Consider the following 24,225-nt stretch of genomic DNA (forward strand, 5'->3'; position numbering starts at 1 on the left):
AGGCGAAGTCACAGTCGGAGCATCGTTTGGCCACGGCGAAACCCAATGCAAGCGCGCAAGCCAGGAATACGGCGAAGTACGGCGATCTGAAGCGCCGGCTGATGTTCCTGGTGCTGGCTCTTATCGTTTACCGCATCGGGGCGCATATTCCCGTGCCGGGGATCGATCCGGACCAGCTTGCGAAGCTTTTCCAGAGTCAGTCGGGTGGCATCCTTGGGATGTTCAACCTGTTCTCGGGCGGTGCGCTGTCGCGCTTTACCGTCTTCGCGCTCGGCATCATGCCGTACATCTCGGCGTCGATCATCATGCAGTTGTTGACGATCGTGCTGCCGCAGTTGGAGTCGCTGAAGAAGGAAGGGCAGGCGGGGCAACGGAAGATCACGCAGTACACGCGCTATGGCACGGTGGTTCTGGCCACTTTCCAGGCGTTGTCGATCGCGGTTGCGCTTGAGTCGCAGCGTGGACTGGTTATCGATCCGGGTCTGATGTTCCGGGCGACGGCGGTGATCACGCTGGTGACCGGCACGATGTTCCTGATGTGGCTCGGCGAGCAGATTACCGAGCGTGGTCTGGGCAACGGCATCTCGATCATCATCTTTGGCGGTATCGCAGCGGGTCTTCCTAATGCGATCGGCGGACTGTTCGAACTGGTTCGCACGGGTTCCATGAGCATTATCGCGGCGATCCTGATCGTGGCGATCATTGGTGGTGTGACCTACGCCGTGGTGTTTATCGAGCGTGGCCAGCGCAAGATCCTGGTGAATTACGCCAAACGTCAGGTCGGCAACAAGGTGTATGGCGGTCAATCGTCGCACCTGCCGCTGAAGCTGAACATGGCTGGCGTGATTCCGCCGATCTTCGCATCGTCGATCATTCTGTTTCCGGCGACGATTGCGGGCTGGTTCACGTCTGATTCGACCGGCACGGTTGGCAGGGTCATCAAGGACCTGGCAGCTACGTTGTCCCCGGGTCAGCCGGTCTACATCCTGCTGTACGCTACTGCAATTGTTTTCTTCTGCTTCTTCTATACGGCTCTGGTCTATAACAGCCGGGAAGTTGCGGACAACCTGAAGAAAAGTGGAGCCTTCATTCCGGGCATCCGTCCAGGCGAGCAAACGACGCGCTATATCGACAAGATTCTGGTGCGCCTGACGCTGGCTGGTGCGATTTACATCACACTGGTTTGCCTGTTGCCGGAGTTCCTGGTGCTGCGCTGGAACGTTCCGTTCTATTTCGGCGGAACCTCGTTGCTGATCATCGTGGTCGTCACGATGGACTTCATGGCCCAGGTTCAGTCCTATGTCATGTCGCAGCAGTACGAGTCGCTGCTAAAGAAGGCGAATTTCAAGGGTAACCTGACCTTGCGCTAAGTAGGCTGGGTCGGGACGGGCACCAGGTATGGCAAAAGACGACGTCATCCAGATGCAGGGGGAGGTCCTGGAAAATCTCCCCAACGCGACGTTCCGCGTCAAACTGGAGAACGGTCACGTAGTACTTGGCCACATCTCCGGCAAGATGCGAATGAACTACATCCGGATACTTCCGGGTGACAAGGTGACGGTTGAGCTGACTCCATATGATCTGTCACGCGCACGAATCGTCTTTAGGACGAAGTGATGCGAAGTGGAATTGAAGGAAGAGGAAAATCATGAAAGTGCTGGCTTCTGTTAAGCGCATTTGCCGCAACTGCAAAATCATCAAGCGCAACGGTGTCGTGCGCGTGATCTGCTCGTCGGATCCCCGCCACAAGCAACGCCAAGGCTAATCGGAAAGAGGATTGACGAATGGCACGTATCGCAGGGGTTAACATCCCGAACCACAAGCATACCGAAATCGGCCTGACGGCCATTTACGGTGTCGGCCGCTCGCGCGCCCGCAAGATTTGCGAGGCTACCGGTGTACCGTTTGACAAGAAGGTCAAGGATCTGACCGACGCCGACCTGGAAAAGCTTCGTGACGAAGTGGGCAAGGTCACGGTCGAGGGTGACCTGCGTCGTGAAACCACGATGAACATCAAGCGTCTGATGGACCTTGGTTGCTATCGTGGCATGCGTCACCGCAAGGGTCTGCCGCTCCGCGGCCAGCGTACCCGCACCAATGCCCGTACCCGTAAGGGCCCGCGCAAGGCCGGCGTGGCACTGAAGAAGTAAAGCCGAAGGCATAGGAAGAAACGAATGGCAAAAGGTCCGAATAACGCCGCCCAGCGCGCGCGTAAGAAGGTCAAGAAGAACGTTGCCGACGGCATCGCGCACGTCCACGCTTCGTTCAACAACACCATCATCACCATCACCGATCGTCAGGGTAACGCCCTGTCGTGGGCAACCGCCGGTGGTCAGGGTTTCAAGGGCTCGCGTAAGTCGACCCCGTTTGCTGCTCAGGTTGCAGCTGAAAACGCTGGCCGCGTTGCGCAAGACCAGGGCATCAAAAACCTGGAAGTGCGCATCAAGGGTCCGGGCCCGGGCCGCGAATCGGCTGTCCGTGCGCTGAACGCGCTGGGCATCAAGATCGCCGTGATCGAAGATGTGACGCCGGTGCCGCACAACGGCTGCCGTCCGCCGAAGCGCCGTCGTATCTAAGCGCTTGGTTCACGAAGCCCTGGTCGGTTTTTCCGTCAAGGGCTTCGGACTATGGTAATATCGCGCGTTCACCTGCTGCAATTTATTGCGGCAGGTTTTCGTTTTGCGTTCACGTCTTGCGCTTCGTTGTGTTGGCGCGGGCGTTGTCGTCATGCTTTTGCGTTGCCTCCGGCAGGCTGAACAGCCGCGGATGAAGAACCATAAGCCCACCGTCCGTCATAATCGATGACGGACTCGCGGCGCGTCCTGTTGGCGTCGCGATCGATCAAAGGAAGATAAAGTGGCACGTTATACCGGCCCGAAGGCCAAACTTTCCCGCCGTGAAGGCACAGACCTGTTCCTGAAGAGCACCCGCCGTTCGCTGGCCGACAAGTGCAAGCTGGACAGCAAGCCGGGTCAGCACGGCCGCACCTCCGGTGCCCGTACGTCGGACTACGGCACGCAGCTGCGCGAAAAGCAGAAGGTCAAGCGCATCTACGGCGTGCTGGAACGTCAGTTCCGTCGCTATTTCGCCGAGGCCGATCGCCGCAAGGGCAACACCGGCGAAAACCTGCTCCAGCTGCTGGAATCGCGCCTGGACAACGTCGTGTACCGCATGGGCTTTGGCTCGACGCGCGCCGAAGCGCGTCAGCTGGTGTCGCACAAGGCAATCCTGGTCAATGGCCAGGCGCTGAACGTGCCGTCGGCCCAGATCAAGGCTGGCGACGTGGTGTCGATCCGCGAACAGTCGAAGAAGCAGGTCCGTATCGCCGAGGCGCTGTCGCTGGCCGAGCAGTCGGGCTTCCCGACCTGGGTGAATGTCGATGCGAAGAAGTTCGAGGGCACGTTCAAGCAAGCCCCGGATCGTACCGATATCGCTGGCGATATCAATGAAAGCCTGATCGTCGAATTGTATTCGCGCTAATCGCGGAATCGACATTCGTACGGTTCTGCGCTTGCCTTTCTCGCAAGGCTTCGTTTTCAGCCCGGCGCGCCGTGTGGCGCGCCGGGCTTATTGCCCATCCTGTGATGGGTTTTCTCAGGTTCCAAACGTCAGCCTTATCGGTGTAACGAGCCGAGGGTATTGAAAAGGACAACCTAATGCAAACAGCACTCCTCAAACCAAAAATCATCGCCGTAGAACCGCTGGGCGACCACCACGCCAAAGTCGTGATGGAGCCGTTTGAGCGCGGTTACGGGCATACGCTTGGTAACGCCCTGCGTCGCGTACTGCTTTCGTCGATGGTCGGCTATGCCCCGACTGAGGTCACGATCGCTGGGGTGGTCCACGAGTATTCCACCATCGACGGCGTGCAAGAAGACGTGGTCAACCTGCTCCTGAATCTGAAGGGCGTGGTGTTCAAGCTGCATAACCGTGATGAAGTCACGGTGTCGCTGCGCAAGGATGGCGAAGGCGTGGTCACGGCGGCCGATATCGAGCTGCCGCACGATGTCGAGATCATCAATCCCGGTCATGTGATTGCCCACCTGTCCGCCGGTGGCAAGCTCGACATGCAGATCAAGGTCGAACAAGGCCGCGGCTATGTGCCGGGCAACGTGCGCAAGTTCGGCGACGAGGCAGGCAAGGTCATCGGCCGCATCGTTCTGGACGCCTCCTTCTCGCCAGTACGCCGCGTTTCGTACGCAGTGGAGTCGGCGCGCGTGGAACAGCGTACCGACCTGGACAAGCTGGTGATGAACATCGAAACCGACGGCGTTATTTCGCCGGAGGAAGCGATTCGTCAGTCGGCCCGCATCCTGGTGGACCAGCTGTCGGTCTTCGCAGCACTGGAAGGCACGGAATCGGCTGCGGAGGCCGCCTCGAGCCGCGCGCCGCAGATCGATCCGATCCTGCTGCGCCCGGTGGACGATCTCGAGCTGACGGTGCGTTCGGCCAACTGTCTGAAGGCCGAAAACATCTATTACATCGGCGACCTGATCCAGCGTACCGAGAACGAACTGCTCAAGACCCCGAACCTGGGTCGCAAGTCGCTCAACGAGATCAAGGAAGTCCTGGCATCGCGTGGTCTGACGCTCGGCATGAAGCTCGAGAACTGGCCGCCGGCAGGTCTGGAGAAGTAATTGACGATGCGGGGCCGTCGCAAGGCCGCTCCGCGTGTCATAGCGCTGCGGGCATGTTGCCCGTAGCATCGAAGCACTACCGGCCCGCACCACCGTTGGCGCACCGCGCTCGATGGCGATAGAAGAGCTGGACAAACACTGAAATAGAAAGGAATCATCATGCGTCACCGTCATGGTTTGCGGAAACTGAACCGCACCTCGTCGCACCGTCTCGCGATGCTGCGCAACATGTCCAATTCGCTGTTCCAACACGAATTGATCAAGACTACGCTGCCGAAGGCCAAGGAACTGCGCAAGGTCGTCGAGCCGCTGATCACGCTGGCCAAGAAGGACACCGTGGCCAACCGCCGCCTGGCATTCGCACGTCTGCGCGACCGCGATATGGTCACCAAGCTGTTCACGGAACTGGGCCCGCGTTACAACGCTCGTCCGGGCGGCTACACGCGTATCCTGAAGTTCGGTTTCCGTCAGGGCGACAACGCGCCGATGGCGCTGGTCGAGCTGGTGGATCGTCCGGAAATCACCGAAGCTCCGGCCGAAGAAGCCGCGGAATAAGACATGCCGCGCCCGTCGCCACTGACGGGCAACCGGATGCAGCACTACAATCGAGCCAGGCTATTGCCTGGCTCTTTTGTTTTGTCCAAGCACAATCATGACAATTTCAGAATCGGCTCATTCGGGATCAGACGCCGCTGCGGCAGAATCGGTATGGATGGCAATGACCAACCTGCCCGACGAAGCTTCGGCCGAACGTGTGGCCCGCGCCGTGTTGCAGGCGCGCGTGGCGGCCTGCGTGAACCGGCTTGCGCCATGCCAGTCCGAGTACTGGTGGCAAGGACAGTTGGAAAGTACGCAGGAATGGCCGCTCCTGATCAAGACAACACAGCGCCAGTACGCTGCGCTGCAGGCCATGATCGAGGCAGAACACCCATACGATGTGCCCGAGGTTGTTGCTTGGCCTTTGTCGGCCGGGTTGCCGGCCTATCTGGCCTGGGTGGGGCGGGAAGCGACAGGGATGCCAAAAAAGCCCTGAAACAAAGAACACGTATCGGATTACCTCATGGGAATGATGAGTAACAGCATCGCTAGCGGGTCGAATCAGGGGTATGACGCCGGATCTTACGTGCGGCATTTCGTCGCATTCTTGCTGACGTTGCTGGCGAGCGTTTTCTTCGCCGCCAGCGTCCATGCCGCCACGGAAGATGACTTTTTGCCGCCGGAGCAGGCATTCCGCTTTTCGGCCCGGCAACTGGATGCGCAAACGCTGGAAATCCGGTTCGATGTAGCCGACGGCTACTACCTGTATCGCGAACGTCTGTCCTTTGCTGCGCAACCTGCCGATGTGCGCCTAGGCAAACCGGCGCTGCCACAAGGCAAAGTCCATTTCGACGAGACCTTCGGCAAGGACATGGAGACTTATCGGGGCGCCGTCACGATACAGCTGCCTATCGAACACGCGCCAGCCGACGGGCGCTGGACACTGACCGTCACTTCACAGGGCTGTGCCGACAAGGGACTGTGCTATCCGCCGATGGAAAGTACCTACAAGGTCGGCGGCTCAGTACTCGGCAACCTGTTCGGCGCGAATCGCGGCGCTGCCGCGGACGCCACGCCGGTGAAGCCCGAAGCCGATGCATCGAATCTGCCGGCGTCGACTTCGCCCGCAGTCGCTGCAACGCGCAGTACGCCAGATGAGAACGACCGCATCGCCAGAGCGCTCGCGAGCCAGAATATTGCGTTGATCGCCGCATTCTTTTTTGGCCTGGGGCTTTTGCTCACTTTCACGCCGTGCGTCTTGCCGATGGTCCCGATTCTTTCGTCGATCGTCGTCGGCGAGCATGTGACGCGCGGCCGCGCCTTCGTCGTGTCCCTGGCATACGTCCTCGGTATGGCGGTGGTCTATACGGCGGTTGGTGTCGCGGCAGGCCTCGCTGGCGAAGGTCTCGCTGCAACATTGCAGACGCCCTGGGCGCTGGGATTTTTTGCAGCGCTGATGGTCGCCCTGTCTCTTTCGATGTTCGGCGTGTACGAGCTGCAATTACCGCACCGTTGGCAGACGCGCATGACGGAATCATCGAACCGGAGGCAAGGTGGCCAGATCATCGGCGCAGCTGCGATGGGCGCGATCTCCGCATTGATCGTCGGGCCCTGCGTGACCGCGCCTCTTGCAGGCGCGCTTGCCTACATCGCGCAGACCGGCGACGCGCTCACCGGAGGCGCTGCGTTGCTGGCCATGGCCCTGGGTATGGGGGTTCCGCTCATCCTGGTGGGCGTGGGCGCGGGAAATCTGTTGCCCCGCGCGGGCAAGTGGATGGATGCGACCAAACGCTTCTTCGGCTTCCTGTTGCTCGGCGTGGCCATCTGGATGGTGACACCCGTCGTACCGGCGTGGACCTTGATGCTGGCCTGGGCGGCGCTGCTCGTCGTGGCAGCGGTGTATCTCGGGGCATTCGACTCCCTTGCCCCGGACGCCCGTGCCTTGCTGCGCGTGGGTAAGGCGATCGGCTTATTGGCGGCGCTTGCCGGCGCAATACAGATTATTGGACTGGCCTCCGGGGGGCGGGATCCGTTGCAGCCGCTGTCGCACTTGAGCGGTTTATCGCGCGCAGCCCCGGGGCAGTCCGGGCCAGAGAACATTCGCTTCGAACGCATTCGCAGCGTGGCTGAACTTGATGCGCGCGTTGCGCAGTCGGCGGCATCCGGGCGGCCGGTAATGCTCGATTTCTATGCTGACTGGTGTGTCAGCTGCAAGGAAATGGAAAACCTGACGTTTCCGAACACCAGTGTGCGCGCACGATTGTCGAACGTCGTGCTGCTGCAGGCCGATGTGACCGCCAACAACGCCGATGACAAAGCGCTGCTGAAGCGCTTCGGTCTGTTCGGCCCGCCCGGCATTATCTTCTTCGGTGCGGATGGCAAAGAGCGCCCTGTGCGTGTGATTGGCTTCCAGTCAGCCAATAAATTTGCGGAGAGCCTCGATCGCGCGTTTGACAAGCAGCCCTCGGCCAGCGTAGTCGCGCCTGCTGAGGGCTAGCGGTCCAGCCATCGGGCAAGCGCCCAGATACCGCCAGTGGCAGCGACGACAGCCGCCATCAGCGCGATGGCCCACCAGAATCCATTCGCCTCCTGAAGCCAGGGCATGCGCGCGAAGTTCATGCCGAAAACCCCGGTAATCAAGGTCAACGGCATGAACAGCGCTGTGATGATGGTCAGGGCGCGCATCGTTCGATTGGTCCGATGTGCAACTGCCGAAAAATGGATCTGGACGGCGGATTCGATCGAGTCTTCCAGGCGCCTTGCGTGTGCAAGCACGCGAAGGATGTGTTCCATCAGATCCGTCAGGCGCACCAGCAGGACTTCGTCGCGGCTTGCCGAGGTGGGGGCCGTATCAGTGCCGGCGCTGTACTGATTATCGAGAAGACTGTCGCGAAATTCCTGCAGGGCGTCGCGTTGTTCTTCGCTTAAATGCTCGAGTCGCCGCAACTGGATTCGTGCATCGAGCAAGCCTTCCCAGCTGGAAAAGCTGCGGCGGGTACTAAGTAGGGCGCGTTGCCATCGATCGAGTTGACGCGTAAGCGGTGCGCGCAGATCAAGATACCGATCGACCATCGCGTTCAGCAGCCGCAGCATCAGGTCCTCCGGCCGGGTCGGCGGGCGCACGCCGTGCAGCAACCCCGTGCCGCCGTTGGTGCGTGCCGCCGCCGAGCGCGGTGTACCGCAGGTATCGAGCAGACGCTGCCGCACCTGATCGATGGTGCGCGACGGTGACGGGCGCACCGTCACCAGCACACTGTCGAATACGAAAAATGTCACCGGCTGCGTGTCGATGCGCGCGAGCGCGGGAAGAAAGCCGGGCGGATGCTTGCGCGATGCCTTGGTCGTTGCCGGCATTGCCGCAGCGGGCGGCGCAGGGCCGGTAGCACCGGTCGGCGGTGGCGCTCTGTCTGCGTTGGTGCCTGTATTAGTGCTTGACGCTTCGGCCTCTGCTTCGGCAAACAGGCGACTCGTCTCGAAGGTGAGCTTTCGAAAGATTACCATGTCGTACGCATTCGTCGTATCAAAGAACGACGGATGGGCGCCGTTCGTGGCGTCTGCCAGATGGAGATCGAGAATGGGCGCGCCAGTGAGCGCCGCAAGGCTGTCCCGCCAGGCGCTGGGCGCTTGCGTGACTTCGTCGGTGGCAAAATCCGCCCACACGAAGCTGGCCGCCGCATTGCCTGAAAGAAAGTCCCTCGCAGCGTCCAGCGTCGTGAGCGGATGCACCTGGCTGGCTGAAAAGCCGAGTAGTTGCATGCGGGCGAAGTGGAGAAGGAAGCGCGGCTCAGGCCTTCAGCAGGCGCGCGGCATCGCGGGCAAAGTAGGTCAGGATGCCATCGGCGCCGGCACGGCGGAATGCCAGCAGCGATTCCATCATTACCTTGTCGTGATCAAGCCAACCGTTCTGCGCCGCAGCCTTGAGCATCGCGTACTCACCGCTGACTTGATACACATAAGTCGGGAAACGGAACTCGTCCTTCACGCGGCGCACGATGTCCAGATACGGCATGCCCGGCTTCACCATCACCATGTCGGCGCCTTCCATGATGTCCTGAGCGACTTCGCGCAGCGCTTCGTCACTGTTGGCTGGATCCATCTGGTAGGTCATCTTGTTGCCCTTGCCCAGATTCGCTGCCGAACCGACTGCATCGCGGAATGGCCCGTAGAACGCCGACGCATATTTGGCCGAATACGCCATGATGCGCGTGTGAATGTGACCGGCGTCCTCCAATGCCGCGCGCACCGCGGAAATCCGGCCATCCATCATGTCGGACGGCGCTACGATATCCACGCCCGCCTCGGCCTGCACCAGCGCCTGCTTGACGAGGATGTCGACCGTAATGTCATTGATGACGTAGCCGTTGTCGTCGAGCACGCCGTCCTGGCCATGGCTCGTATACGGATCGAGCGCCACGTCGGTCAGCACACCGAGTTCCGGGAAGCGATCCTTCAGCGCGCGTACGGCGCGCGGCACCAGTCCCTCGGCGCGAGTCGCTTCAATACCGTCGAGCGTTTTCAGCGACGGATCTATGACTGGAAAAAGCGCGATCACCGGAATGCCGAGCCTCACGCAATCCTCGGCAATCGGCATCAGAAGATCTACGGAGACGCGTTCCACGCCGGGCATCGACGCCACTGCTTCGCGCTGGTTCTGACCTTCCAGGATGAACACCGGATAGATCAGGTTGTCGGGCGAAAGACGGTTTTCGCGCATCATGCGACGCGAGAAATCGTCGCGACGCATGCGGCGGGGACGGTACTCGGGAAACGTGGACATGGCTTTCGGGGAGGATTGAGTCGTGGGGGGAATGCGTGGCACGCGTCACCGCGAACAGTTCCGGTGACCGGTCAATCGAATGCACAGAAAGAAAAAAGAACTTTTGTGCGTGCCCGCTATCATACTCGCGGACACCCTGTGTTGCTTCGCGCAGCGCGGTGTCCCCCGCTACTCCTCCCTGAGCGGGTACCCGCCCTGAACCGGTGGGAAAGTTCGTCCCCGTTGCTTGCAACGGGGTTTTTTTTATGCCTTTCCGGTCGGCGCACAACGCATGGCCTTCAGCTTTGCGGCGATTCGGCGCCGGGCGCCTGCTCCGGCGGCAACGCCTCGGGCAAAGACAACCAGCCTGCCACCACACGCTGTGCTTCCTCGATGCCCCGCCGCTTCAGCGCCGAAAAAAGCTGCGCGGTCAGCGGCGGTGGATTGTCCATCTGGGCCGCATAGTCGGCCAGCATCTGCTTGGTTTCGCGTAACGCGTTGGCGTTGTCACTGTTGGTCAGCTTGTCGGCCTTGGTGAGCAGGACATGGATGGGCTTGCCCGTGGGCAGAAACCACTCGACCATCTGGCAATCGAGATCCGTAAACGGGCGGCGCGCATCCATCATCAGGACCAGGCCGCTCAACTGCTGACGCGATTGAACGTAATCCGACAACAAGCCCTGCCAATGAAATTTCGCGCTGCCGGAAACTTCGGCATAGCCATATCCCGGCAAATCCACCAGAAAACCGAGGGGATCAGTCGCCTTGGCGGGCGCCACGGTGAAGTAATTGATGTGCTGTGTGCGGCCGGGCGTACGCGAAGAAAATGCCAGTCGCTTCTGGTTGCACAGTGTGTTGATGGCCGTCGATTTGCCGGCATTGGAACGTCCGGCAAACGCCACCTCCGGCACGGCCGTGGCGGGCAGGTCGCGCAGATGGTTGACGGTATTGAAGAATCGGGCCTGATGTAGAAGGGACATGCGCAGGGTGCGTGGTAGCGGGCGGACCGCAAGGCTGGCAGGACGCCAGTGATGACGCCGCCACAGAGACTGACCTAAGTCAATCCGGAAAGCGATTTATTGTACAATAACCCGGTTTACGGTCTCCTGAGCGGGTGACGTGTGGCATCCTTGCGGGATGTCATCGGCGATGTCTTAAATCGATCGTGGGTCATTAGTATGATGTCCCAGATCAAATCGCGGCGTCGCGCATACGCGCGCTCAGGCTTGCCATTGCAAGGCGTTTCCCCCCGCCGCAAGCACTGACCGGCATGCATTACGGTGTTCATAACAATTCTGACAAGGTGTAAGAATGAACCGCATTGCGAAACTTTTGGGTGTCATGGCGCTGGCTGTTCCGCTCGGTGCAATGACTGGGTTGGCAACTGCCGCAGAGCAGGCCGCCGCGAAAGCAGACCCCGCCCGAGGCGAAACGCTTTACACGCAAGGCGTACCCGATCGCAATGTTCCTGCATGTTTCTCCTGCCATGGCACTGCCGGCAACAGCAGCGCGGCGGCCAATCCGAAGCTGGCAGGGCAGCAAGCCGAATACGTTCACAAGCAGCTGGTCGACTTCAAGGCCAAGGCGCGTGACAACGCCATCATGTCCCTGTACGCGGGCGCCCTGTCCGACCAGGACATGAAGGACGTGGGCGCTTACCTGGCCAAGCAGCAGCTCAAGCCTGCCACGGCCAAGAACAAGGATACGATCGAGCAGGGCCAGAAGATCTATCGCGGAGGCATTGCCGCCAAGGGCGTTCCGGCCTGTGCCGGCTGCCATGGCCCCACGGGCGCCGGTATTCCTGCACAGTATCCGCGTATCGGAGGCCAATATTCCGAGTACACCGAAGCGCAACTGGTGGCGTTCCGCCAGGGCACCCGAAAGAACAATTCGGTCATGAGCACGATCGCCGCCAGGATGTCGGATGCCGAGATCAAGGCGGTGGCGGATTACGTCGCCGGCGTCCGTTAAGTCGTATCTGGCGCGCACTTCCTGGTTTTCCCGAGAGGGGTGAACCGGCAGTACGCGCGACAATCGAAGAGGGTGGCCTGCTTGCCAAAGCATGTCCACCCTTTTTTATTTTCGACGCCGCATCACGCGTCACCTCGGCATACAACACTGGCGCCACCAATGGCGTCGAACCGCATTCAGGCATTACCCGCATATGTCGAATCCTTCCACTTCAGGATTGCACCTGAGGACTCATCACCGCGTGCTTCGCGAGTTCGTAGAACTCCTGTCCTCAATGCGGTTCGCCATCACGCTGCTGACGGTGATTGCCATCGCCAGCATCATCGGCACAGTACTCAAGCAGAACGAGCCGTATCCGAACTACGTCAACCAGTTCGGCCCGTTCTGGGCGGATCTGTTCCACGCGCTGTCGCTGCAGAAGGTCTACAGCTCGTGGTGGTTTCTGCTGATTCTCGCGTTTCTGGTTATCTCCACGTCGCTGTGCATTACGCGCAACGCGCCGAAGATGATCGTGGAGATGCGGTCGTGGAAGGACCATGTGCGCGAGCGCAGTCTGCGGTCGTTTCATCATCGCGGCGAATACCAAACGACACGCGGTCGCGCCGATGCGGTGTCGCGTCTGGCCGCGTTGCTGCGCCATCGCGGCTTTCGCATCAAGCCGGTGGAACACGAAGGCGCCACGCTGCTTGCCGCAAAGGCCGGGGCGGCCAACAAGCTCGGCTATATCCTCGCGCACTCGGCGATTGTCGTGATCTGCATCGGCGGGCTGCTGGACGGTGACATGCTGATTCGCGCGCAAATGTGGTTCGGCGGCAAGTCGCCCATCGACGGCAATGCCATCATCAGCGAGATACCCGCGAAACACCGTCTGTCGCCTAGCAACCCGGGCTTCCGCGGCAATGCCTTCGTACCGGAGGGCGCCACGGTGTCCACGGCAATTCTCAATATCTCGGACGGCGCGCTGGTGCAGGATCTGCCGTTCACGATCATGCTCAAGAAGTTCACGGTCGACTACTACTCCACGGGCATGCCGAAGCTGTTTGCGTCGGATGTGGTGGTGACGGATCGTGCAAGCGGCAAGAAGACGGAAGCGACGATCAAGGTCAATGAGCCGCTGATTGTCGATGGTATTGCCATCTATCAGTCGAGTTTCGAAGACGGTGGGTCGCGCCTGAAGTTTGTCGGTTACCCGATGGCGGGCAGTGCGCACCAGACGTTTTCGATCGCCGGCACCGTGGGTGGCAACACGCCACTCGCCGGAACCGGGACAACGGCCGACAACGATGGCCTGACCGTAGAGTTCAGCGATTTTCGCCAGATCAATGTCGAGACGGTGACCGACGCTTCCGGCAAGGTCGATGCGCGCGGCGTGGCGCGCAAATCGCTCAACACGCTCGAACAGCATCTGGGTTCGGCGGCGAATCTGGACAAGGACAAGAATCTGCGCAACGTTGGCCCGTCGGTCCAGTACAAGCTGCGTGACCGCACCGGGCAGGCGCGCGAATTCAACAACTACATGCTGCCCGTGCAGCTCGATGGCCAGACCGTGTTTCTGGCGGGCATGCGGGAGTCGCCGAGCGAACCGTTCCGTTATCTGCGCATTCCTGCCGACGACCAACACAGCGTGGCCGACTGGATGCGCTTGCGCGCAGCGCTGCAAAGTCCGGCCAAGCGCGGCGAAGCTGCCCGACGTTTTGCCGAGATCTCCATGCCGGGTGCCGACAAGGAAGCATTGCGCAAACAACTGGCCGAAAGCGCGCTCCGGGCAATGGACCTGTTTGCGGGTGCCACGCGGTCGTCGCCCGATGCGCCGCCGGGCGGTTTTACCGCGATTGCTGCCTTCCTCGAAAAATCGGTGCCGCAGGCCGAGCAACAGAAGGCGGCCGATGTGCTGTTGAAGATCCTGAACGGGTCGATGTGGGAACTGTGGCAATTGGCGCGCGAGGAAGACAAGCTGCCGGCCATCGCAAACGATGCCAGGAGCGGCGTGTTCTTGCAGCAGGCCATCAATGCGCTGTCGGACAGTTTCTTCTACGCCGCACCTGTGTTTCTCCAGCTCGACGACTTCCAGGAGGTCAAGGCGAGCGTGTTCCAGATGACCCGCGCACCTGGCAAGAACATCGTGTATCTTGGCTGTTTGCTGCTGGTACTTGGTGTGTTCGCAATGTTCTACATCCGCGAACGCCGGGTCTGGATCTGGGTCAGGGATAACCGGACGAACGACGATGGCTCACCAGCCGGAAGCCATTTGCTCATGGCGATGTCCACGCAACGTCGCACCATGGATTTCGAGCAGGAATTCGAGGCCTTGCGGGACGACATCGGTCGGGCGGTCGGTGCACAGCCGATAGTGCACACCGCGGCACCCGGAACGCCGATGGCGCATGAGCCGCCGGAATCGAGCGCATCAGGGCAGGGTGATAAGAACCGGCCTGCGCTGTAGTACTAATCGACGGTCTACTGGCTCGCCGATATTTGGCCGGCCGGCGGCAAAGATAAAGCAGATAAAACGGGCGCTTCGCGCTACTGAGCAGGAATGCCAATGTCCTCGAACATAAACCAAGCTTCTTCGGGCCTGACGCCGCAGCAATCGACCGCACCTAACGGCATGACGGGCGATCTCGCGTATTCGGATGCCGCGTACCTCGAGCCTTCCTTCCTGCGTCGCCTGAGTTGGGTGGACTGGGGCTTCGCGCTGTTGCTGGTGGTCGGCGCGGGCTTCGCGCTCGCGCGCTACGGCCATTGGATGAACGTGTACGACAAGGCCGTGCTGATCGCCGCCGTGCCGACATTTGCGCTGCTGGGCTGGCACTGGAAGCCGGTGCGGCCGCTGATGGTGGGAATCGCGTTCCTGTCGCTGTTCGCGATCCAGCTGTATCAGGGCAGTCTGGCGCGGGCCGACCAGGCATTCTTCCTCAAGTATTTCCTGTCCAGCCAGTCGGCGATTCTCTGGATGAGTGCGCTGGTATTCCTCTCCACGTTGTTCTATTGGGTGGGATTTGCCTCGAAGTCGGACACGGGCTCCAGCATCGGCAGCAAGCTTTGCTGGGCTGCAGTGGTGCTCGGTTTCACCGGCTTGATGGTGCGCTGGTACGAGTCGTACCTGATCGGCGCGGATATCGGTCACATTCCAATCTCGAATCTGTACGAAGTTTTCGTCCTCTTCACGCTGATCACGTCGCTGTTCTATCTCTATTACGAGCGCCGCTACGCCACGCGCGCCATGGGGCCGTTTGTGATGCTGGTGGTGTCGGCGGCCGTGGGATTCCTTCTGTGGTACACCGTCACGCGCAATGCGCAGGAAATCCAGCCGCTGGTGCCGGCACTGCAAAGCTGGTGGATGAAAATCCACGTACCGGCCAACTTCATCGGTTATGGCACTTTTGCGCTGGCGGCGATGGTTTCGGTTGCGTACCTGCTCAAACAGCGCGGCATCCTCGCCGAACGCCTGCCGTCGCTCGAACTGCTCGACGATGTGATGTACAAGGCGATCGCCGTAGGTTTCGCCTTCTTCACGATCGCCACGATTCTCGGCGCGCTGTGGGCCGCGGAAGCCTGGGGTGGTTACTGGAGCTGGGATCCCAAGGAGACCTGGGCGCTGATCGTGTGGCTCAACTATGCGGCGTGGCTTCACATGCGCCTGATGAAGGGACTTCGCGGTACGGTTGCGGCGTGGTGGGCGCTCGTCGGCCTGTTGGTCACCACCTTCGCGTTCCTGGGCGTCAACATGTTCCTATCCGGGCTGCACAGCTACGGCGAACTTTAAGCGCTCGCCCCCGCCAACCAAAAATGCCTGCCGATGTGGCAGGCATTTTTTATTGCCCGCCTGGACGATTGCGCAGACCAGCCCCTGTCGGCCGGATTCCGATGCACCGCCATAAGTGCTCAAAAGTACGCCTGCCGCTACAGGTCGCCACTTTTTTTAGTCGTCGCGGAATAAATGCGTCGCATACGGTGTTTACTGAAGGACAACGGTGCCGGCTGTCGGCATCGCCTCAGGAGAAGGAGACCAAAAGATGGCTACCCGTCACAGCGCTGTAACCGCGTTTCGTCCGATGGCCTTGGCGCTTGGCGCCGCCACCGTCCTGCTGGCCGGCTGTTCCGGCATGGGGATGGGCATGGGCGGCGGCGATATGCCGCCGACCGTGAAAGTCACAGGCGGCGTGCTGACCGACCCGCAAGGCCTGACGCTGTACACCTTCGATCGCGACCCCGCCAATGGCGGCAAGAGCGTTTGCAACGGCATGTGCGCCACCAACTGGCCGCCGCTGTTGGCCGAGCCGGGCAAGACGGCGTCGGGCAAGTACTCCGTCATCACGCGCGACGACGGCACTCGGCAATACGCCTACAACGGCATGCCGCTGTATCGATTCGCGAAGGATGCCAAGCCCGGCGATCGCACCGGCGACAACGTCAACAATGTCTGGCACGTCGCCAAGCCCTGATGGCCTGCTGACGACATAGCCCGCGCTGCCGCATGGAAGCCTTCGAACGCCAACTGGTGCTGCTGGCGCCTCGTCTGCGGCGCCACGCGCGCGGGCTGACCGGCGACACTACGCTGGCCGACGATCTGGTGCAGGACACGCTCGAGCGTGCCCTGCGTTATCGCTGGCGCTTTCGCCTGCGCCCCGGCGCATTCTGGGGGGACGGCGCGGACGGTTTGTTACCGTGGCTGCTGACGCTCATGCACCGGCTGCGCCTGAACACCCTGCGTCGGGCTGATCTCGTCACCACTACCGATACGTTGCCCGATGTGGCCGCGCCGGGTGCCGATCCCGGCCTTCGGCGCGATCTGCTCGACGCCCTGGCGCGGTTGCCCGAGGCGCAGCGCGCGGTGCTGCTGCTGGTTAGCCTGGAACAGTTTTCGTACGCCGAAGCCGCGCAGGTGCTGGAAGTGCCGATTGGCACCGTGATGTCACGACTGGCCCGTGCGCGCGAACACATGCGCCGCCTGCTCGATGGCGGCAAGACGGACGCTGCACCGCCAACCACGCTGCAGCGGGTGAAATGATGAGTGCCCCTCAAATTCCGGTGAGCGAAGCCGACCTCCATGCCTATGCGGATGGCTACCTGCAGGGCCCGCGCCGGGCGCAGGTCGAGGCTTTCCTCGCGGCGGATCCCGAAGCGGCGCAAAGGATCGAAGCCTGGCGCCGGCAGGCGGCGGCGCTGCACGCCGGACTCGACGGCGTCCTTAACGAAGCGGTGCCGCTGGCCGCGCTGCCGCGCCAGCTCCACGACGGCCCCGCTGCCCCCAGACTGCGACCGAGCTGGTCGCTGGCGCTCGCTGCCAGCCTGACAACACTGTTCGTCGGCGGCGCAGGCGGCTGGTACGCGCACGATCGGCTCGGGTCCACGACCGTCGCCACACTACCGATGGAGCGCTTTGCGCGCGAGGCACTGGCCAGTCATGTCGTTTTCGCCCCGGAGGTCCGCCATGCCGTCGAAGTGCCGGCCAGCGACGAGGCACATCTGATCGCATGGCTGTCGAAGCGGCTCGGCGCGCGGCTGCCGGTGCCGGATCTTGGTGCGCAAGGTTTCCGGCTGATCGGCGGACGCCTGGGCGCGTCGGAGGGCGGCCCGATGGCGATCCTGATGTACGAAAGCGATGACGGCACGCGGCTTTCGCTGCAACTGACGCGCATGGCTCAGGGCACGCCGGACACGGCATTCCGGCTTGAGCGGATGCCGCCAAGCGTGGCGCGACAGCCGGCCGGACGCGCTGCCATGGCGTTCTACTGGGTGGATCGGGATCTCGGCTTCGCGCTGGCGGGGCCACTCGAACGCGACAGATTGCTGGCGCTGGCGCAGACCGTCTACCAGCAATCGCAGCGAAGCTAGCTGTCGCGCAGGTGTCGCGTACGCCGACCGCGTTTTTGATGTCCAATGCGACATGAATTCTCAATATTCCAGACCATGCTGATACCTTCGCCCAAATGGCTGCGCGGTGATGACATCGCCGCATCGGAAGTCACGTCCCACGCGGTTTATCTGTCGCGCCGCCGCTGGATGGCGCTGGCAGGAACCGCTGCCGCCGGCGCGGTGGCGCCGTGGTTCGCCACGCCTGCGCACGCACAGGGCGCGTCGGGAAAGTTGCCAAAGCTGGCTGCCGCGGCGAACAATGCCTACGTGGTGACGGAGAAGCGCACGCCGTATCAGGACGTCACTACGTACAACAACTTTTATGAGTTCGGCACGGACAAGTCGGACCCCGCGCAGAATGCCGGCACGCTGCAGACGCGTCCGTGGCAAGTGGCGGTGGAAGGGCTGGTCAAGCATCCCAAGGTCTACGATATCGACGAGCTGATGAAGCTCGCGCCCATGGAGGAACGTGTCTATCGGATGCGCTGTGTTGAGGGATGGTCGATGGTGATTCCGTGGATTGGGTTTCCATTGGCCGAGTTGATGAAGCGCGTCGAGCCGCAACCGGGAGCCAAGTACGTGCAGTTCATCACGCTGGCAGACAAGAAGCAGATGCCGGGCATCAGCAGCGGCGTATTGCAGTGGCCGTACAGCGAGGGTTTGCGTCTCGACGAGGCGATGCATCCGTTGGCGCTGCTGACGTTCGGTCTGTACGGCGAGGTGCTGCCGAACCAGAACGGCGCACCGGTACGCATCGTGGTGCCGTGGAAGTATGGATTCAAGAGTGCGAAGTCGATCGTGAAAATTCGTTTCGTCGACAAGCAGCCGCCCACGAGCTGGAATATCGCCGCGCCCAACGAATACGGCTTCTATTCCAATGTGAATCCGGACGTCGACCACCCGCGATGGAGCCAGGCCACCGAGCGCCGCATCGGCGAGGACAAGGGCGGCGGTGGCTTCTCCGCATTGTTTGCACCAAAGCGCAAGACGCTACCGTTCAACGGCTACGGCGCGCAGGTGGCATCGCTTTATCAGGGCATGGACCTGAAGAAGAATTTCTGATGGCGGAACCGGATCTGGCTTCCGCCGCGCGCGCCCGCACACCGCGATCCGCCGCACGCGGCCCCAGCGGCATGACGCTGTCACCGGCGCGCGTGCGCGCCGTGAAGGTGCTGGTCTGGCTGCTGGCGCTGCTGCCATTTCTGCGCCTGCTCTACCTCGGCGCCACGTCGCAGTTCGGCGCCAATCCGCTCGAATTCGTGACACGTTCCACGGGCACATGGACGCTCGTCATGCTGTGCGTGACGCTCGCCATCACCCCGTTGCGCAAGTTGACCGGGTGGCACTGGTTGCTGCGTCTGCGCCGCATGCTGGGGTTGTTCACGTTCTTTTACGCCGTTCAGCATTTCATGCTGTGGCTGGCGGTGGATCGGGGTTTCGATGTCGCCTACATGATCAAGGACATCGGGAAGCGTCCGTTTATCACCGTGGGGTTTGCGGCGTTCGTGCTGATGGTCCCTCTGGCCGCCACGTCCTTCAATGCAGCGGTGCGATGGATGGGCGGCCGCCGCTGGCAGGCGTTGCATCGCGCCGTCTATGGCATCGCGGTTCTCGCCATCCTGCATTACTGGTGGCACAAGGCCGGCAAGAATGATTTCGGCGAAGTATCGATCTACGCCGCAGTAGTCTTTGTGCTGCTGGCGATGCGCGTCTGGTGGTGGGTGCGCAAACCTCGCGCGATGCCGGGCGCGCAATGACGCTCAATCACGCGCAATAAAAAAGGCGACGTTTCCGTCGCCTTCGATGCAGATGAGCCAGAAGCCTCGTTCAGCCCTGCAGCAAACGCTCGCTGCGGAACAGATCGGCCGGCAGTTCGCGCTCGCGCGCCAGATGCACGGCGTCGCCGTCGACCATCACCTCCGCGGCGCGGCCGCGTGTGTTGTAGTTCGAGCTCATGACAAAGCCATAGGCGCCGGCTGACATGACGGCGAGCAGGTCGCCCGGCTGCACCGCCAGAGCGCGATCGCGACCCAGCCAATCGCCCGATTCACACACCGGGCCCACCACGTCATAGGACACTGCCGCTTCGCCGCGCGGCATCACCGGCTCGATGCGGTGATACGCCTCGTACATGGCAGGGCGCGCCAGATCGTTCATCGCCGCGTCGACGATGCAGAAATTCTTCGCCGCGCCCGGCTTCAAAAATTCCACGCGCGTAAGCAGCACGCCGGCGTTGCCCACCAGCGAGCGTCCCGGTTCGAACAGCACTTCGCGATGACCGTGCCCGCGCGCCGCCACGCGGTCGATCAGCGTGGTGGCAAAGCCAGTGATGTCCGGCGGCGTCTCGTCCGCGTAGGTGATCCCCAGGCCGCCGCCCACGTCGATATGTTGCAGCCTGATCCCTTCGGCCTCGAGTGCCTCGACGACATCGAGCACCTTGTCCAGCGCCTCCAGATACGGCGCGACTTCCGTGATCTGCGACCCGATGTGGCAGTCGATGCCGACCACGTCGAGATGCGGCAGTGCCGCCGCAGCGCGATAGGTAGGCAGCACGTCCTCGAAGGCCACGCCGAACTTGTTGCCCTTCAGACCCGTCGAGATATACGGATGGGTCTTCGCATCGACATCGGGATTGATGCGCAGCGACACGCGCGCTCGCTTGCCCAGACGGCCGGCCACGGCGTTCAGCCGATCGAGTTCCGGAATCGACTCGACGTTGAAGCCGCGTACGTCGTGTTCCAGCGCCAGCGCCATGTCGGATTCGCTCTTGGCGACGCCCGAGAAAACCACCTTGCGGGGGTCGCCGCCCGCCGCGATCACGCGCAGCAGCTCGCCGCCGGAAACGATGTCGAATCCCGCGCCAAGCAGCGCGAACACCTGCAGCACGGCCAGGTTGGAGTTTGCCTTGACCGCGTACTGCACGTGCGCATTGCGGCCCTTGCAGGCGGCGGCATACGCGCCGTACGCGGCGGTCAGCGCCGCGCGGGAATAGACGAAAGTGGGGGTGCCGAATGCCGCGGCGATTTGCGCCAGCGGTACTTGCTCGACGGCGAGGGCGCCATCTTTGCCGCGATGAAAAAAATCAGTCATGTTCTGGTACGCACTCAACGTGCGGAGGGGGCGGAGGTGCCTTTTGCGGGCTCCACGGGGGCTGGTGCCGATGTCGCCGGGTCGTTGGCCGGCCGGGCTGCCGGAGGCGTGGCGCCCGGTTGGCCCAGGCCCGGATCGGCCACGGCTGGCGGCGTGGGCTCGGGCGGCACCCTCGGCATGTACAGCGGGCCGCGAATGCCGCAGCCGGCAAGGGTCATCGCGAGCGTGGCGGCAAACGCCGATACAATCGCACCACGACGCAGCATCGGGGAGTCCTTCATTGTCTGGATGGCTTCTGGATGGCTGTCGGAAGCCTGACGCTTCCACGATTTCCATCAATTTGATGCCGGCGCATTGGCCTGTCGGGACGGGCTGCCGGCGGCCTTGGAGTGTAGCATGCCCCCCCTCAATGAAACCGAGTTCCTGGCCCTGGCCGGTGCGGCCCTGGATCAGCTTGAAACGGCCATCGAAGCCGCCGCCGACGCCGCCGATGCCGATATCGAGATAAACCGCACGGGCAACGTCATGGAGCTGGAATTCGAAGACGGCTCCAAGATCATCGTCAACAGCCAGGCGCCAATGCAGGAACTCTGGGTGGCCGCCAAGGCCGGCGGTTTCCACTTTCGGCACGATGGCGGCAAATGGGTCGATACGCGCAGCGGCGCCGAGCTTTATGCCGCGCTGTCGGGGTATCTGAGCCAGCAGGCGGGCGCGGCTTTGACGCTGAAGTAGGCCGTCACGCGCCATTCACCAAAGAAAAACCGGCCGCGAGGGCCGGTTTTTTTGTGCGCGGGACGGTTACGCGCCGCCAAACATTTCCAGAATCTTTTTCTTCTCCGCCTCGGTGTCCTGCGGCGGGCGCGAGCTTTCCTCCGGCTTGCCGGGCCACGGATCGCCCAGGCCGACAGACGCCACGCCAGCGCCACCGGCATTTTCCTCGAGCGTCCAGTCGCCGGCCACCATGACCACGCCTTCCGGCGCCTGACGTTCGGGGCTTTCCGGTACGCCCTTGAGCGCCTTGCTCATATACCCGACCCAGATCGGCAACGCGAGGCCGCCGCCGGTTTCGCGCACGCCCAGGCTCTTGGGCTGGTCGTATCCCATCCAGGCGATGGCAACGAGCTTCGGCGTGTAGCCGGCGAACCAGGCGTCGACGGCGTCATTGGTGGTGCCGGTCTTGCCCGCCAGGTCGTTGCGTCCCAGGCGCTGTTTGGCGGGATTCGCCGTACCGCTGCGCACCACTTCGCGCAGCATGCTGTCCGCGATGAAAGCAGTGCGCGCGTCCAGCACGCGCACGGCATCCTCATTGGCCTTTTGCGGATGGGTTTCCGAAATCACCTTGCCGCGCGAATCCTCCACGCGCTGGATCAAGTACGGATTCACGCGATAGCCGCCGTTGGCAAATACCGAGTAGGCGCCGGCCATTTGCAGCGGCGTCACGCTGCCGGCGCCGAGCGCCATCGGCAAGTAGGCGGGATGCTTGTCGGCCTCGAAGCCGAAGCGCGTAATGTAGTCCTGCGCATATTGCGTGCCGATGGCGCGCAGGATACGCACGGACACCAGGTTCTTCGATTTCGCCAGTGCGCGGCGCATGGTCATCGGGCCTTCGAACTTGCCATCGTAGTTCTTGGGCTCCCATACCTGTCCACCGGTGTCGGGACCGATCGTCAGCGGCGCATCGTTGATCACGGTGGCCGGCGAAAAGCCCTTCTCCAGCGCGGCGGTGTAGATGAACGGCTTGAAGCTCGAACCGGGTTGGCGCCACGCCTGCGTCACGTGATTGAACTTGTTGCGGTTGAAATCGAAGCCGCCGACCATCGACCGGATCGAGCCGTCCTCGGGGCTCAGCGAGATGAACGCGGCCGCCACTTCCGGCAATTGCGTGACCGACCACGAGTTGTCCTTGGCGTCCTGCGTCACGCGGATGATGGCGCCGGGACGGATCTTTACCTTGGGCTGCGCGTTGGCCGACAGCGACGGCGCGATAAAGCGCAGCGCCGTGCCTTCGATGGTCGCCACCTCGCCGGACAGCAGCGTTGCCTTGACCTGCTTGGGCGTGACCGATGTCACCACGGCCGAACGCAGATCGTCGCTGCCGGGATGTTCGACCAGCGCGTCGTCGATGGCTTGCTCGCGTTCCGCGCTGTCCGACGGCAGATCGATGAAGGCTTCCGGGCCGCGATAGCCGTGCTTGCGCTCGTAGGTCATGATGCCGCTGCGCACGGCCTCGTACGCGGCATCCTGATCCGTCTTGGTCAGCGTGGTGTAGACCGTCAGGCCGCGCGTATAGGTTTCTTCGCGGTATTGCGCGTACATCAGCTGGCGCACGATTTCCGCCACGTATTCGGCGTGCGTCGAGAATTCATTGCCTTCGCTGCGCACCTTCAGTTCTTCGCGCACGGCCTGGTCGTACTGCTCGGGCGTGATGTAGTGCAGATCGCGCATGCGCTGCAGGATGTATTCCTGGCGCACCTTTGCGCGGCGCGGATTGACCACCGGGTTATAGGCCGACGGCGCCTTGGGCAGGCCGGCCAGCATGGCGGCTTCTGCCGGCGTCACGTCCTTGATCGACTTGCCGAAATACACGCGCGCGGCGCTGGCAAAACCATAGGCGCGCTGCCCCAGATAGATCTGGTTCATGTACAGCTCGAGAATCTGATCCTTGTTCAGGTTGGCCTCGATCTTGTAGGCCAGCAGCATCTCGTAGATCTTGCGCGTATAGGTCTTTTCGCTCGACAGGAAGAAGTTGCGGGCCACCTGCATGGTGATCGTCGAGGCGCCCTGCGACAACCCGCCGCGCAGGTTGGCCAGGCCCGCGCGCAGCACGCCCACGAAATCGACGCCGCCGTGTTCGTAGAAGCGGTCGTCCTCGATGGCGAGCACCGCCTTCTTCATGACATCGGGAATCTCGGTGATCGGCACGAAGTTGCGGCGCTCTTCGCCGAATTCGCCGATCAGCACGTTGTCGGCCGTATAGATCCGCAACGGAATCTTCGGCCGGTAGTCGGTGATGGTGTCCAGCGAGGGCAGGTTCGGCGCCGCGACGACCAGTGCATAGCCCACCAGCAGCGCCACGGCGACAGCGCCCGCGACAAGCAGTCCGAGTACCCAGAACGTGATCCGCATCCATAGCGGACGGCGGACGGGAAGGGACGGCTTCTGTTGTGCTGTGGCCATAAGGGTTTACCTAATAAGAGTGCCCGGATTATATCGTCGGCACTCCCCGGTTCCTCACGCGCAGTGCCGCCGAAGCCGCTATGCCGCTGTTACAAGATGTAATGCCGTTGATATCAGGCTGTCACGCCGTGAAGAGGGCAGGCGCGGCGCGGGTTTGCGGGCGGTGCCAGACAGTGGAACGAGTGCTTTAATCGGTGG

25 protein-coding genes are annotated in these 24,225 nt (G+C 62.1%); 19 read left to right on the forward strand and 6 right to left on the reverse strand.

Annotated elements, in window-relative coordinates:
- Nucleotides 1–26 precede the first annotated feature (26 nt).
- The 10 genes from secY (at nt 27) to AC1RKI_RS24880 (ending at nt 7,671) form a co-directional block, all read left to right on the forward strand.
- Nucleotides 27–1,370: a preprotein translocase subunit SecY gene (gene secY, locus AC1RKI_RS24835; RefSeq protein WP_061956538.1), complete on the forward strand. Its 1,344-nt coding sequence runs from the start codon at nt 27–29 to the stop codon at nt 1,368–1,370.
- Between the two features lie 28 nt (nt 1,371–1,398).
- Complete coding sequence (gene infA / locus AC1RKI_RS24840) at nt 1,399–1,617, forward strand: translation initiation factor IF-1 (protein ID WP_010812378.1); 219 nt, start codon at nt 1,399–1,401, stop codon at nt 1,615–1,617.
- Between the two features lie 31 nt (nt 1,618–1,648).
- Nucleotides 1,649–1,765 (forward strand): 50S ribosomal protein L36, encoded by a 117-nt coding sequence (rpmJ, locus tag AC1RKI_RS24845; RefSeq protein WP_008642959.1) that lies wholly within the window; start codon nt 1,649–1,651, stop codon nt 1,763–1,765.
- 19 nt (nt 1,766–1,784) lie between these two features.
- Nucleotides 1,785–2,150: a 30S ribosomal protein S13 gene (rpsM, locus tag AC1RKI_RS24850; protein ID WP_011299299.1), complete on the forward strand. Its 366-nt coding sequence runs from the start codon at nt 1,785–1,787 to the stop codon at nt 2,148–2,150.
- Nucleotides 2,151–2,174: 24 nt separating this feature from the next.
- Nucleotides 2,175–2,576 (forward strand): 30S ribosomal protein S11, encoded by a 402-nt coding sequence (rpsK, locus tag AC1RKI_RS24855; RefSeq protein ID WP_008642963.1) that lies wholly within the window; start codon nt 2,175–2,177, stop codon nt 2,574–2,576.
- A 280-nt stretch (nt 2,577–2,856) separates the two neighbouring features.
- Complete coding sequence (gene rpsD / locus AC1RKI_RS24860) at nt 2,857–3,480, forward strand: 30S ribosomal protein S4 (protein WP_061956536.1); 624 nt, start codon at nt 2,857–2,859, stop codon at nt 3,478–3,480.
- A 176-nt stretch (nt 3,481–3,656) separates the two neighbouring features.
- On the forward strand, nt 3,657–4,637 hold the full coding sequence (locus AC1RKI_RS24865) for a DNA-directed RNA polymerase subunit alpha (protein WP_061956534.1): 981 nt from the start codon (nt 3,657–3,659) through the stop codon (nt 4,635–4,637).
- Nucleotides 4,638–4,796: 159 nt separating this feature from the next.
- Entirely contained in the window at nt 4,797–5,192 is a 396-nt protein-coding gene (gene rplQ, locus AC1RKI_RS24870; RefSeq protein ID WP_011299296.1) for a 50S ribosomal protein L17, read from the forward strand.
- 157 nt (nt 5,193–5,349) lie between these two features.
- The gene (gene cutA / locus AC1RKI_RS24875) at nt 5,350–5,670 is read left to right on the forward strand and encodes a divalent-cation tolerance protein CutA (protein WP_407648845.1); all 321 of its coding nucleotides are present in this window, start codon (nt 5,350–5,352) and stop codon (nt 5,668–5,670) included.
- A 33-nt stretch (nt 5,671–5,703) separates the two neighbouring features.
- Nucleotides 5,704–7,671 carry a protein-disulfide reductase DsbD gene (locus AC1RKI_RS24880; protein ID WP_492798045.1) on the forward strand — a complete coding sequence of 656 codons (1,968 nt, stop codon included), beginning with the start codon at nt 5,704–5,706 and terminating at the stop codon, nt 7,669–7,671.
- On the opposite strand, the gene AC1RKI_RS24885 is transcribed toward AC1RKI_RS24880, so the two are convergent.
- The 3 genes from AC1RKI_RS24885 to yihA form a co-directional block, all read right to left on the reverse strand.
- Nucleotides 7,668–8,930, reverse strand: coding sequence for a magnesium transporter CorA family protein (locus AC1RKI_RS24885; protein ID WP_492798018.1), 1,263 nt, complete (start codon nt 8,928–8,930; stop codon nt 7,668–7,670). The genes AC1RKI_RS24880 and AC1RKI_RS24885 overlap by 4 nt on opposite strands.
- A gap of 28 nt (nt 8,931–8,958) precedes the next feature.
- A complete protein-coding gene (gene hemB, locus AC1RKI_RS24890; protein WP_061956528.1) occupies nt 8,959–9,951 on the reverse strand; it encodes a porphobilinogen synthase in 993 nt (330 codons plus the stop codon).
- A gap of 278 nt (nt 9,952–10,229) precedes the next feature.
- The gene (gene yihA / locus AC1RKI_RS24895; RefSeq protein WP_061956526.1) at nt 10,230–10,910 is read right to left on the reverse strand and encodes a ribosome biogenesis GTP-binding protein YihA/YsxC; all 681 of its coding nucleotides are present in this window, start codon (nt 10,908–10,910) and stop codon (nt 10,230–10,232) included.
- Nucleotides 10,911–11,241: 331 nt separating this feature from the next.
- On the opposite strand from yihA, the gene AC1RKI_RS24900 reads away from it, so the two are divergent.
- The 8 genes from AC1RKI_RS24900 (at nt 11,242) to msrQ (ending at nt 19,517) form a co-directional block, all read left to right on the forward strand.
- Nucleotides 11,242–11,901, forward strand: coding sequence for a c-type cytochrome (locus AC1RKI_RS24900; protein ID WP_061956524.1), 660 nt, complete (start codon nt 11,242–11,244; stop codon nt 11,899–11,901).
- Between the two features lie 193 nt (nt 11,902–12,094).
- The gene (locus AC1RKI_RS24905) at nt 12,095–14,344 is read left to right on the forward strand and encodes a cytochrome c biogenesis protein ResB (RefSeq protein WP_492798015.1); all 2,250 of its coding nucleotides are present in this window, start codon (nt 12,095–12,097) and stop codon (nt 14,342–14,344) included.
- Nucleotides 14,345–14,509: 165 nt separating this feature from the next.
- Nucleotides 14,510–15,667, forward strand: coding sequence for a c-type cytochrome biogenesis protein CcsB (ccsB, locus tag AC1RKI_RS24910; RefSeq protein WP_200899016.1), 1,158 nt, complete (start codon nt 14,510–14,512; stop codon nt 15,665–15,667).
- Nucleotides 15,668–15,917: 250 nt separating this feature from the next.
- Complete coding sequence (locus AC1RKI_RS24915; RefSeq protein ID WP_061956520.1) at nt 15,918–16,346, forward strand: COG4315 family predicted lipoprotein; 429 nt, start codon at nt 15,918–15,920, stop codon at nt 16,344–16,346.
- A 32-nt stretch (nt 16,347–16,378) separates the two neighbouring features.
- A complete protein-coding gene (locus tag AC1RKI_RS24920) occupies nt 16,379–16,912 on the forward strand; it encodes an RNA polymerase sigma factor (RefSeq protein ID WP_061956518.1) in 534 nt (177 codons plus the stop codon).
- The gene (locus tag AC1RKI_RS24925) at nt 16,909–17,739 is read left to right on the forward strand and encodes an anti-sigma factor family protein (protein ID WP_244786224.1); all 831 of its coding nucleotides are present in this window, start codon (nt 16,909–16,911) and stop codon (nt 17,737–17,739) included. Before AC1RKI_RS24920 ends, AC1RKI_RS24925 begins: the two co-directional genes overlap by 4 nt.
- Before the next feature lie 75 nt (nt 17,740–17,814).
- The gene (msrP, locus tag AC1RKI_RS24930; RefSeq protein WP_492798043.1) at nt 17,815–18,822 is read left to right on the forward strand and encodes a protein-methionine-sulfoxide reductase catalytic subunit MsrP; all 1,008 of its coding nucleotides are present in this window, start codon (nt 17,815–17,817) and stop codon (nt 18,820–18,822) included.
- Nucleotides 18,822–19,517 (forward strand): protein-methionine-sulfoxide reductase heme-binding subunit MsrQ, encoded by a 696-nt coding sequence (gene msrQ, locus AC1RKI_RS24935; RefSeq protein WP_084003959.1) that lies wholly within the window; start codon nt 18,822–18,824, stop codon nt 19,515–19,517. The genes msrP and msrQ overlap by 1 nt, the downstream gene beginning before the upstream one ends.
- 70 nt (nt 19,518–19,587) lie before the next feature.
- On the opposite strand, the gene lysA is transcribed toward msrQ, so the two are convergent.
- Both lysA and lptM read right to left on the reverse strand, forming a co-directional pair.
- A complete protein-coding gene (gene lysA, locus AC1RKI_RS24940) occupies nt 19,588–20,850 on the reverse strand; it encodes a diaminopimelate decarboxylase (RefSeq protein ID WP_492798012.1) in 1,263 nt (420 codons plus the stop codon).
- Nucleotides 20,851–20,864: 14 nt separating this feature from the next.
- Nucleotides 20,865–21,131 carry an LPS translocon maturation chaperone LptM gene (gene lptM, locus AC1RKI_RS24945; protein ID WP_492798010.1) on the reverse strand — a complete coding sequence of 89 codons (267 nt, stop codon included), beginning with the start codon at nt 21,129–21,131 and terminating at the stop codon, nt 20,865–20,867.
- Nucleotides 21,132–21,246: 115 nt separating this feature from the next.
- Between lptM and cyaY the strand changes: the two genes are divergently transcribed.
- A complete protein-coding gene (gene cyaY / locus AC1RKI_RS24950) occupies nt 21,247–21,582 on the forward strand; it encodes an iron donor protein CyaY (RefSeq protein ID WP_061956507.1) in 336 nt (111 codons plus the stop codon).
- Between the two features lie 66 nt (nt 21,583–21,648).
- Here cyaY and AC1RKI_RS24955 read toward each other — a convergent pair whose 3' ends face one another.
- Complete coding sequence (locus AC1RKI_RS24955) at nt 21,649–24,027, reverse strand: penicillin-binding protein 1A (RefSeq protein WP_061956505.1); 2,379 nt, start codon at nt 24,025–24,027, stop codon at nt 21,649–21,651.
- Nucleotides 24,028–24,225 lie beyond the last annotated feature (198 nt).

The organism is Cupriavidus sp. GW822-FHT06G04 (assembly GCF_058799075.1).

What these genes read in the sequence shown, in the direction of transcription:
- infA (WP_010812378.1), top strand. Translation starts at nt 1,399, where the DNA reads ATGGCAAAAGACGACGTCATCCAGATGCAGGGGGAGGTCCTGGAAAAT.
- rpmJ (WP_008642959.1), top strand. Translation starts at nt 1,649, where the DNA reads ATGAAAGTGCTGGCTTCTGTTAAGCGCATTTGCCGCAACTGCAAAATC.
- rpsM (WP_011299299.1), top strand. Translation starts at nt 1,785, where the DNA reads ATGGCACGTATCGCAGGGGTTAACATCCCGAACCACAAGCATACCGAA.
- rpsK (WP_008642963.1), top strand. Translation starts at nt 2,175, where the DNA reads ATGGCAAAAGGTCCGAATAACGCCGCCCAGCGCGCGCGTAAGAAGGTC.
- AC1RKI_RS24865 (WP_061956534.1), top strand. Translation starts at nt 3,657, where the DNA reads ATGCAAACAGCACTCCTCAAACCAAAAATCATCGCCGTAGAACCGCTG.
- rplQ (WP_011299296.1), top strand. Translation starts at nt 4,797, where the DNA reads ATGCGTCACCGTCATGGTTTGCGGAAACTGAACCGCACCTCGTCGCAC.
- cutA (WP_407648845.1), top strand. Translation starts at nt 5,350, where the DNA reads ATGGCAATGACCAACCTGCCCGACGAAGCTTCGGCCGAACGTGTGGCC.
- AC1RKI_RS24880 (WP_492798045.1), top strand. Translation starts at nt 5,704, where the DNA reads ATGATGAGTAACAGCATCGCTAGCGGGTCGAATCAGGGGTATGACGCC.
- AC1RKI_RS24885 (WP_492798018.1), bottom strand. Translation starts at nt 8,930, where the DNA reads ATGCAACTACTCGGCTTTTCAGCCAGCCAGGTGCATCCGCTCACGACG.
- hemB (WP_061956528.1), bottom strand. Translation starts at nt 9,951, where the DNA reads ATGTCCACGTTTCCCGAGTACCGTCCCCGCCGCATGCGTCGCGACGAT.
- yihA (WP_061956526.1), bottom strand. Translation starts at nt 10,910, where the DNA reads ATGTCCCTTCTACATCAGGCCCGATTCTTCAATACCGTCAACCATCTG.
- AC1RKI_RS24900 (WP_061956524.1), top strand. Translation starts at nt 11,242, where the DNA reads ATGAACCGCATTGCGAAACTTTTGGGTGTCATGGCGCTGGCTGTTCCG.
- AC1RKI_RS24905 (WP_492798015.1), top strand. Translation starts at nt 12,095, where the DNA reads ATGTCGAATCCTTCCACTTCAGGATTGCACCTGAGGACTCATCACCGC.
- ccsB (WP_200899016.1), top strand. Translation starts at nt 14,510, where the DNA reads ATGACGGGCGATCTCGCGTATTCGGATGCCGCGTACCTCGAGCCTTCC.
- AC1RKI_RS24915 (WP_061956520.1), top strand. Translation starts at nt 15,918, where the DNA reads ATGGCTACCCGTCACAGCGCTGTAACCGCGTTTCGTCCGATGGCCTTG.
- AC1RKI_RS24920 (WP_061956518.1), top strand. Translation starts at nt 16,379, where the DNA reads ATGGAAGCCTTCGAACGCCAACTGGTGCTGCTGGCGCCTCGTCTGCGG.
- AC1RKI_RS24925 (WP_244786224.1), top strand. Translation starts at nt 16,909, where the DNA reads ATGATGAGTGCCCCTCAAATTCCGGTGAGCGAAGCCGACCTCCATGCC.
- msrP (WP_492798043.1), top strand. Translation starts at nt 17,815, where the DNA reads ATGCTGATACCTTCGCCCAAATGGCTGCGCGGTGATGACATCGCCGCA.
- msrQ (WP_084003959.1), top strand. Translation starts at nt 18,822, where the DNA reads ATGGCGGAACCGGATCTGGCTTCCGCCGCGCGCGCCCGCACACCGCGA.
- lysA (WP_492798012.1), bottom strand. Translation starts at nt 20,850, where the DNA reads ATGACTGATTTTTTTCATCGCGGCAAAGATGGCGCCCTCGCCGTCGAG.
- lptM (WP_492798010.1), bottom strand. Translation starts at nt 21,131, where the DNA reads ATGAAGGACTCCCCGATGCTGCGTCGTGGTGCGATTGTATCGGCGTTT.
- cyaY (WP_061956507.1), top strand. Translation starts at nt 21,247, where the DNA reads ATGCCCCCCCTCAATGAAACCGAGTTCCTGGCCCTGGCCGGTGCGGCC.
- AC1RKI_RS24955 (WP_061956505.1), bottom strand. Translation starts at nt 24,027, where the DNA reads ATGGCCACAGCACAACAGAAGCCGTCCCTTCCCGTCCGCCGTCCGCTA.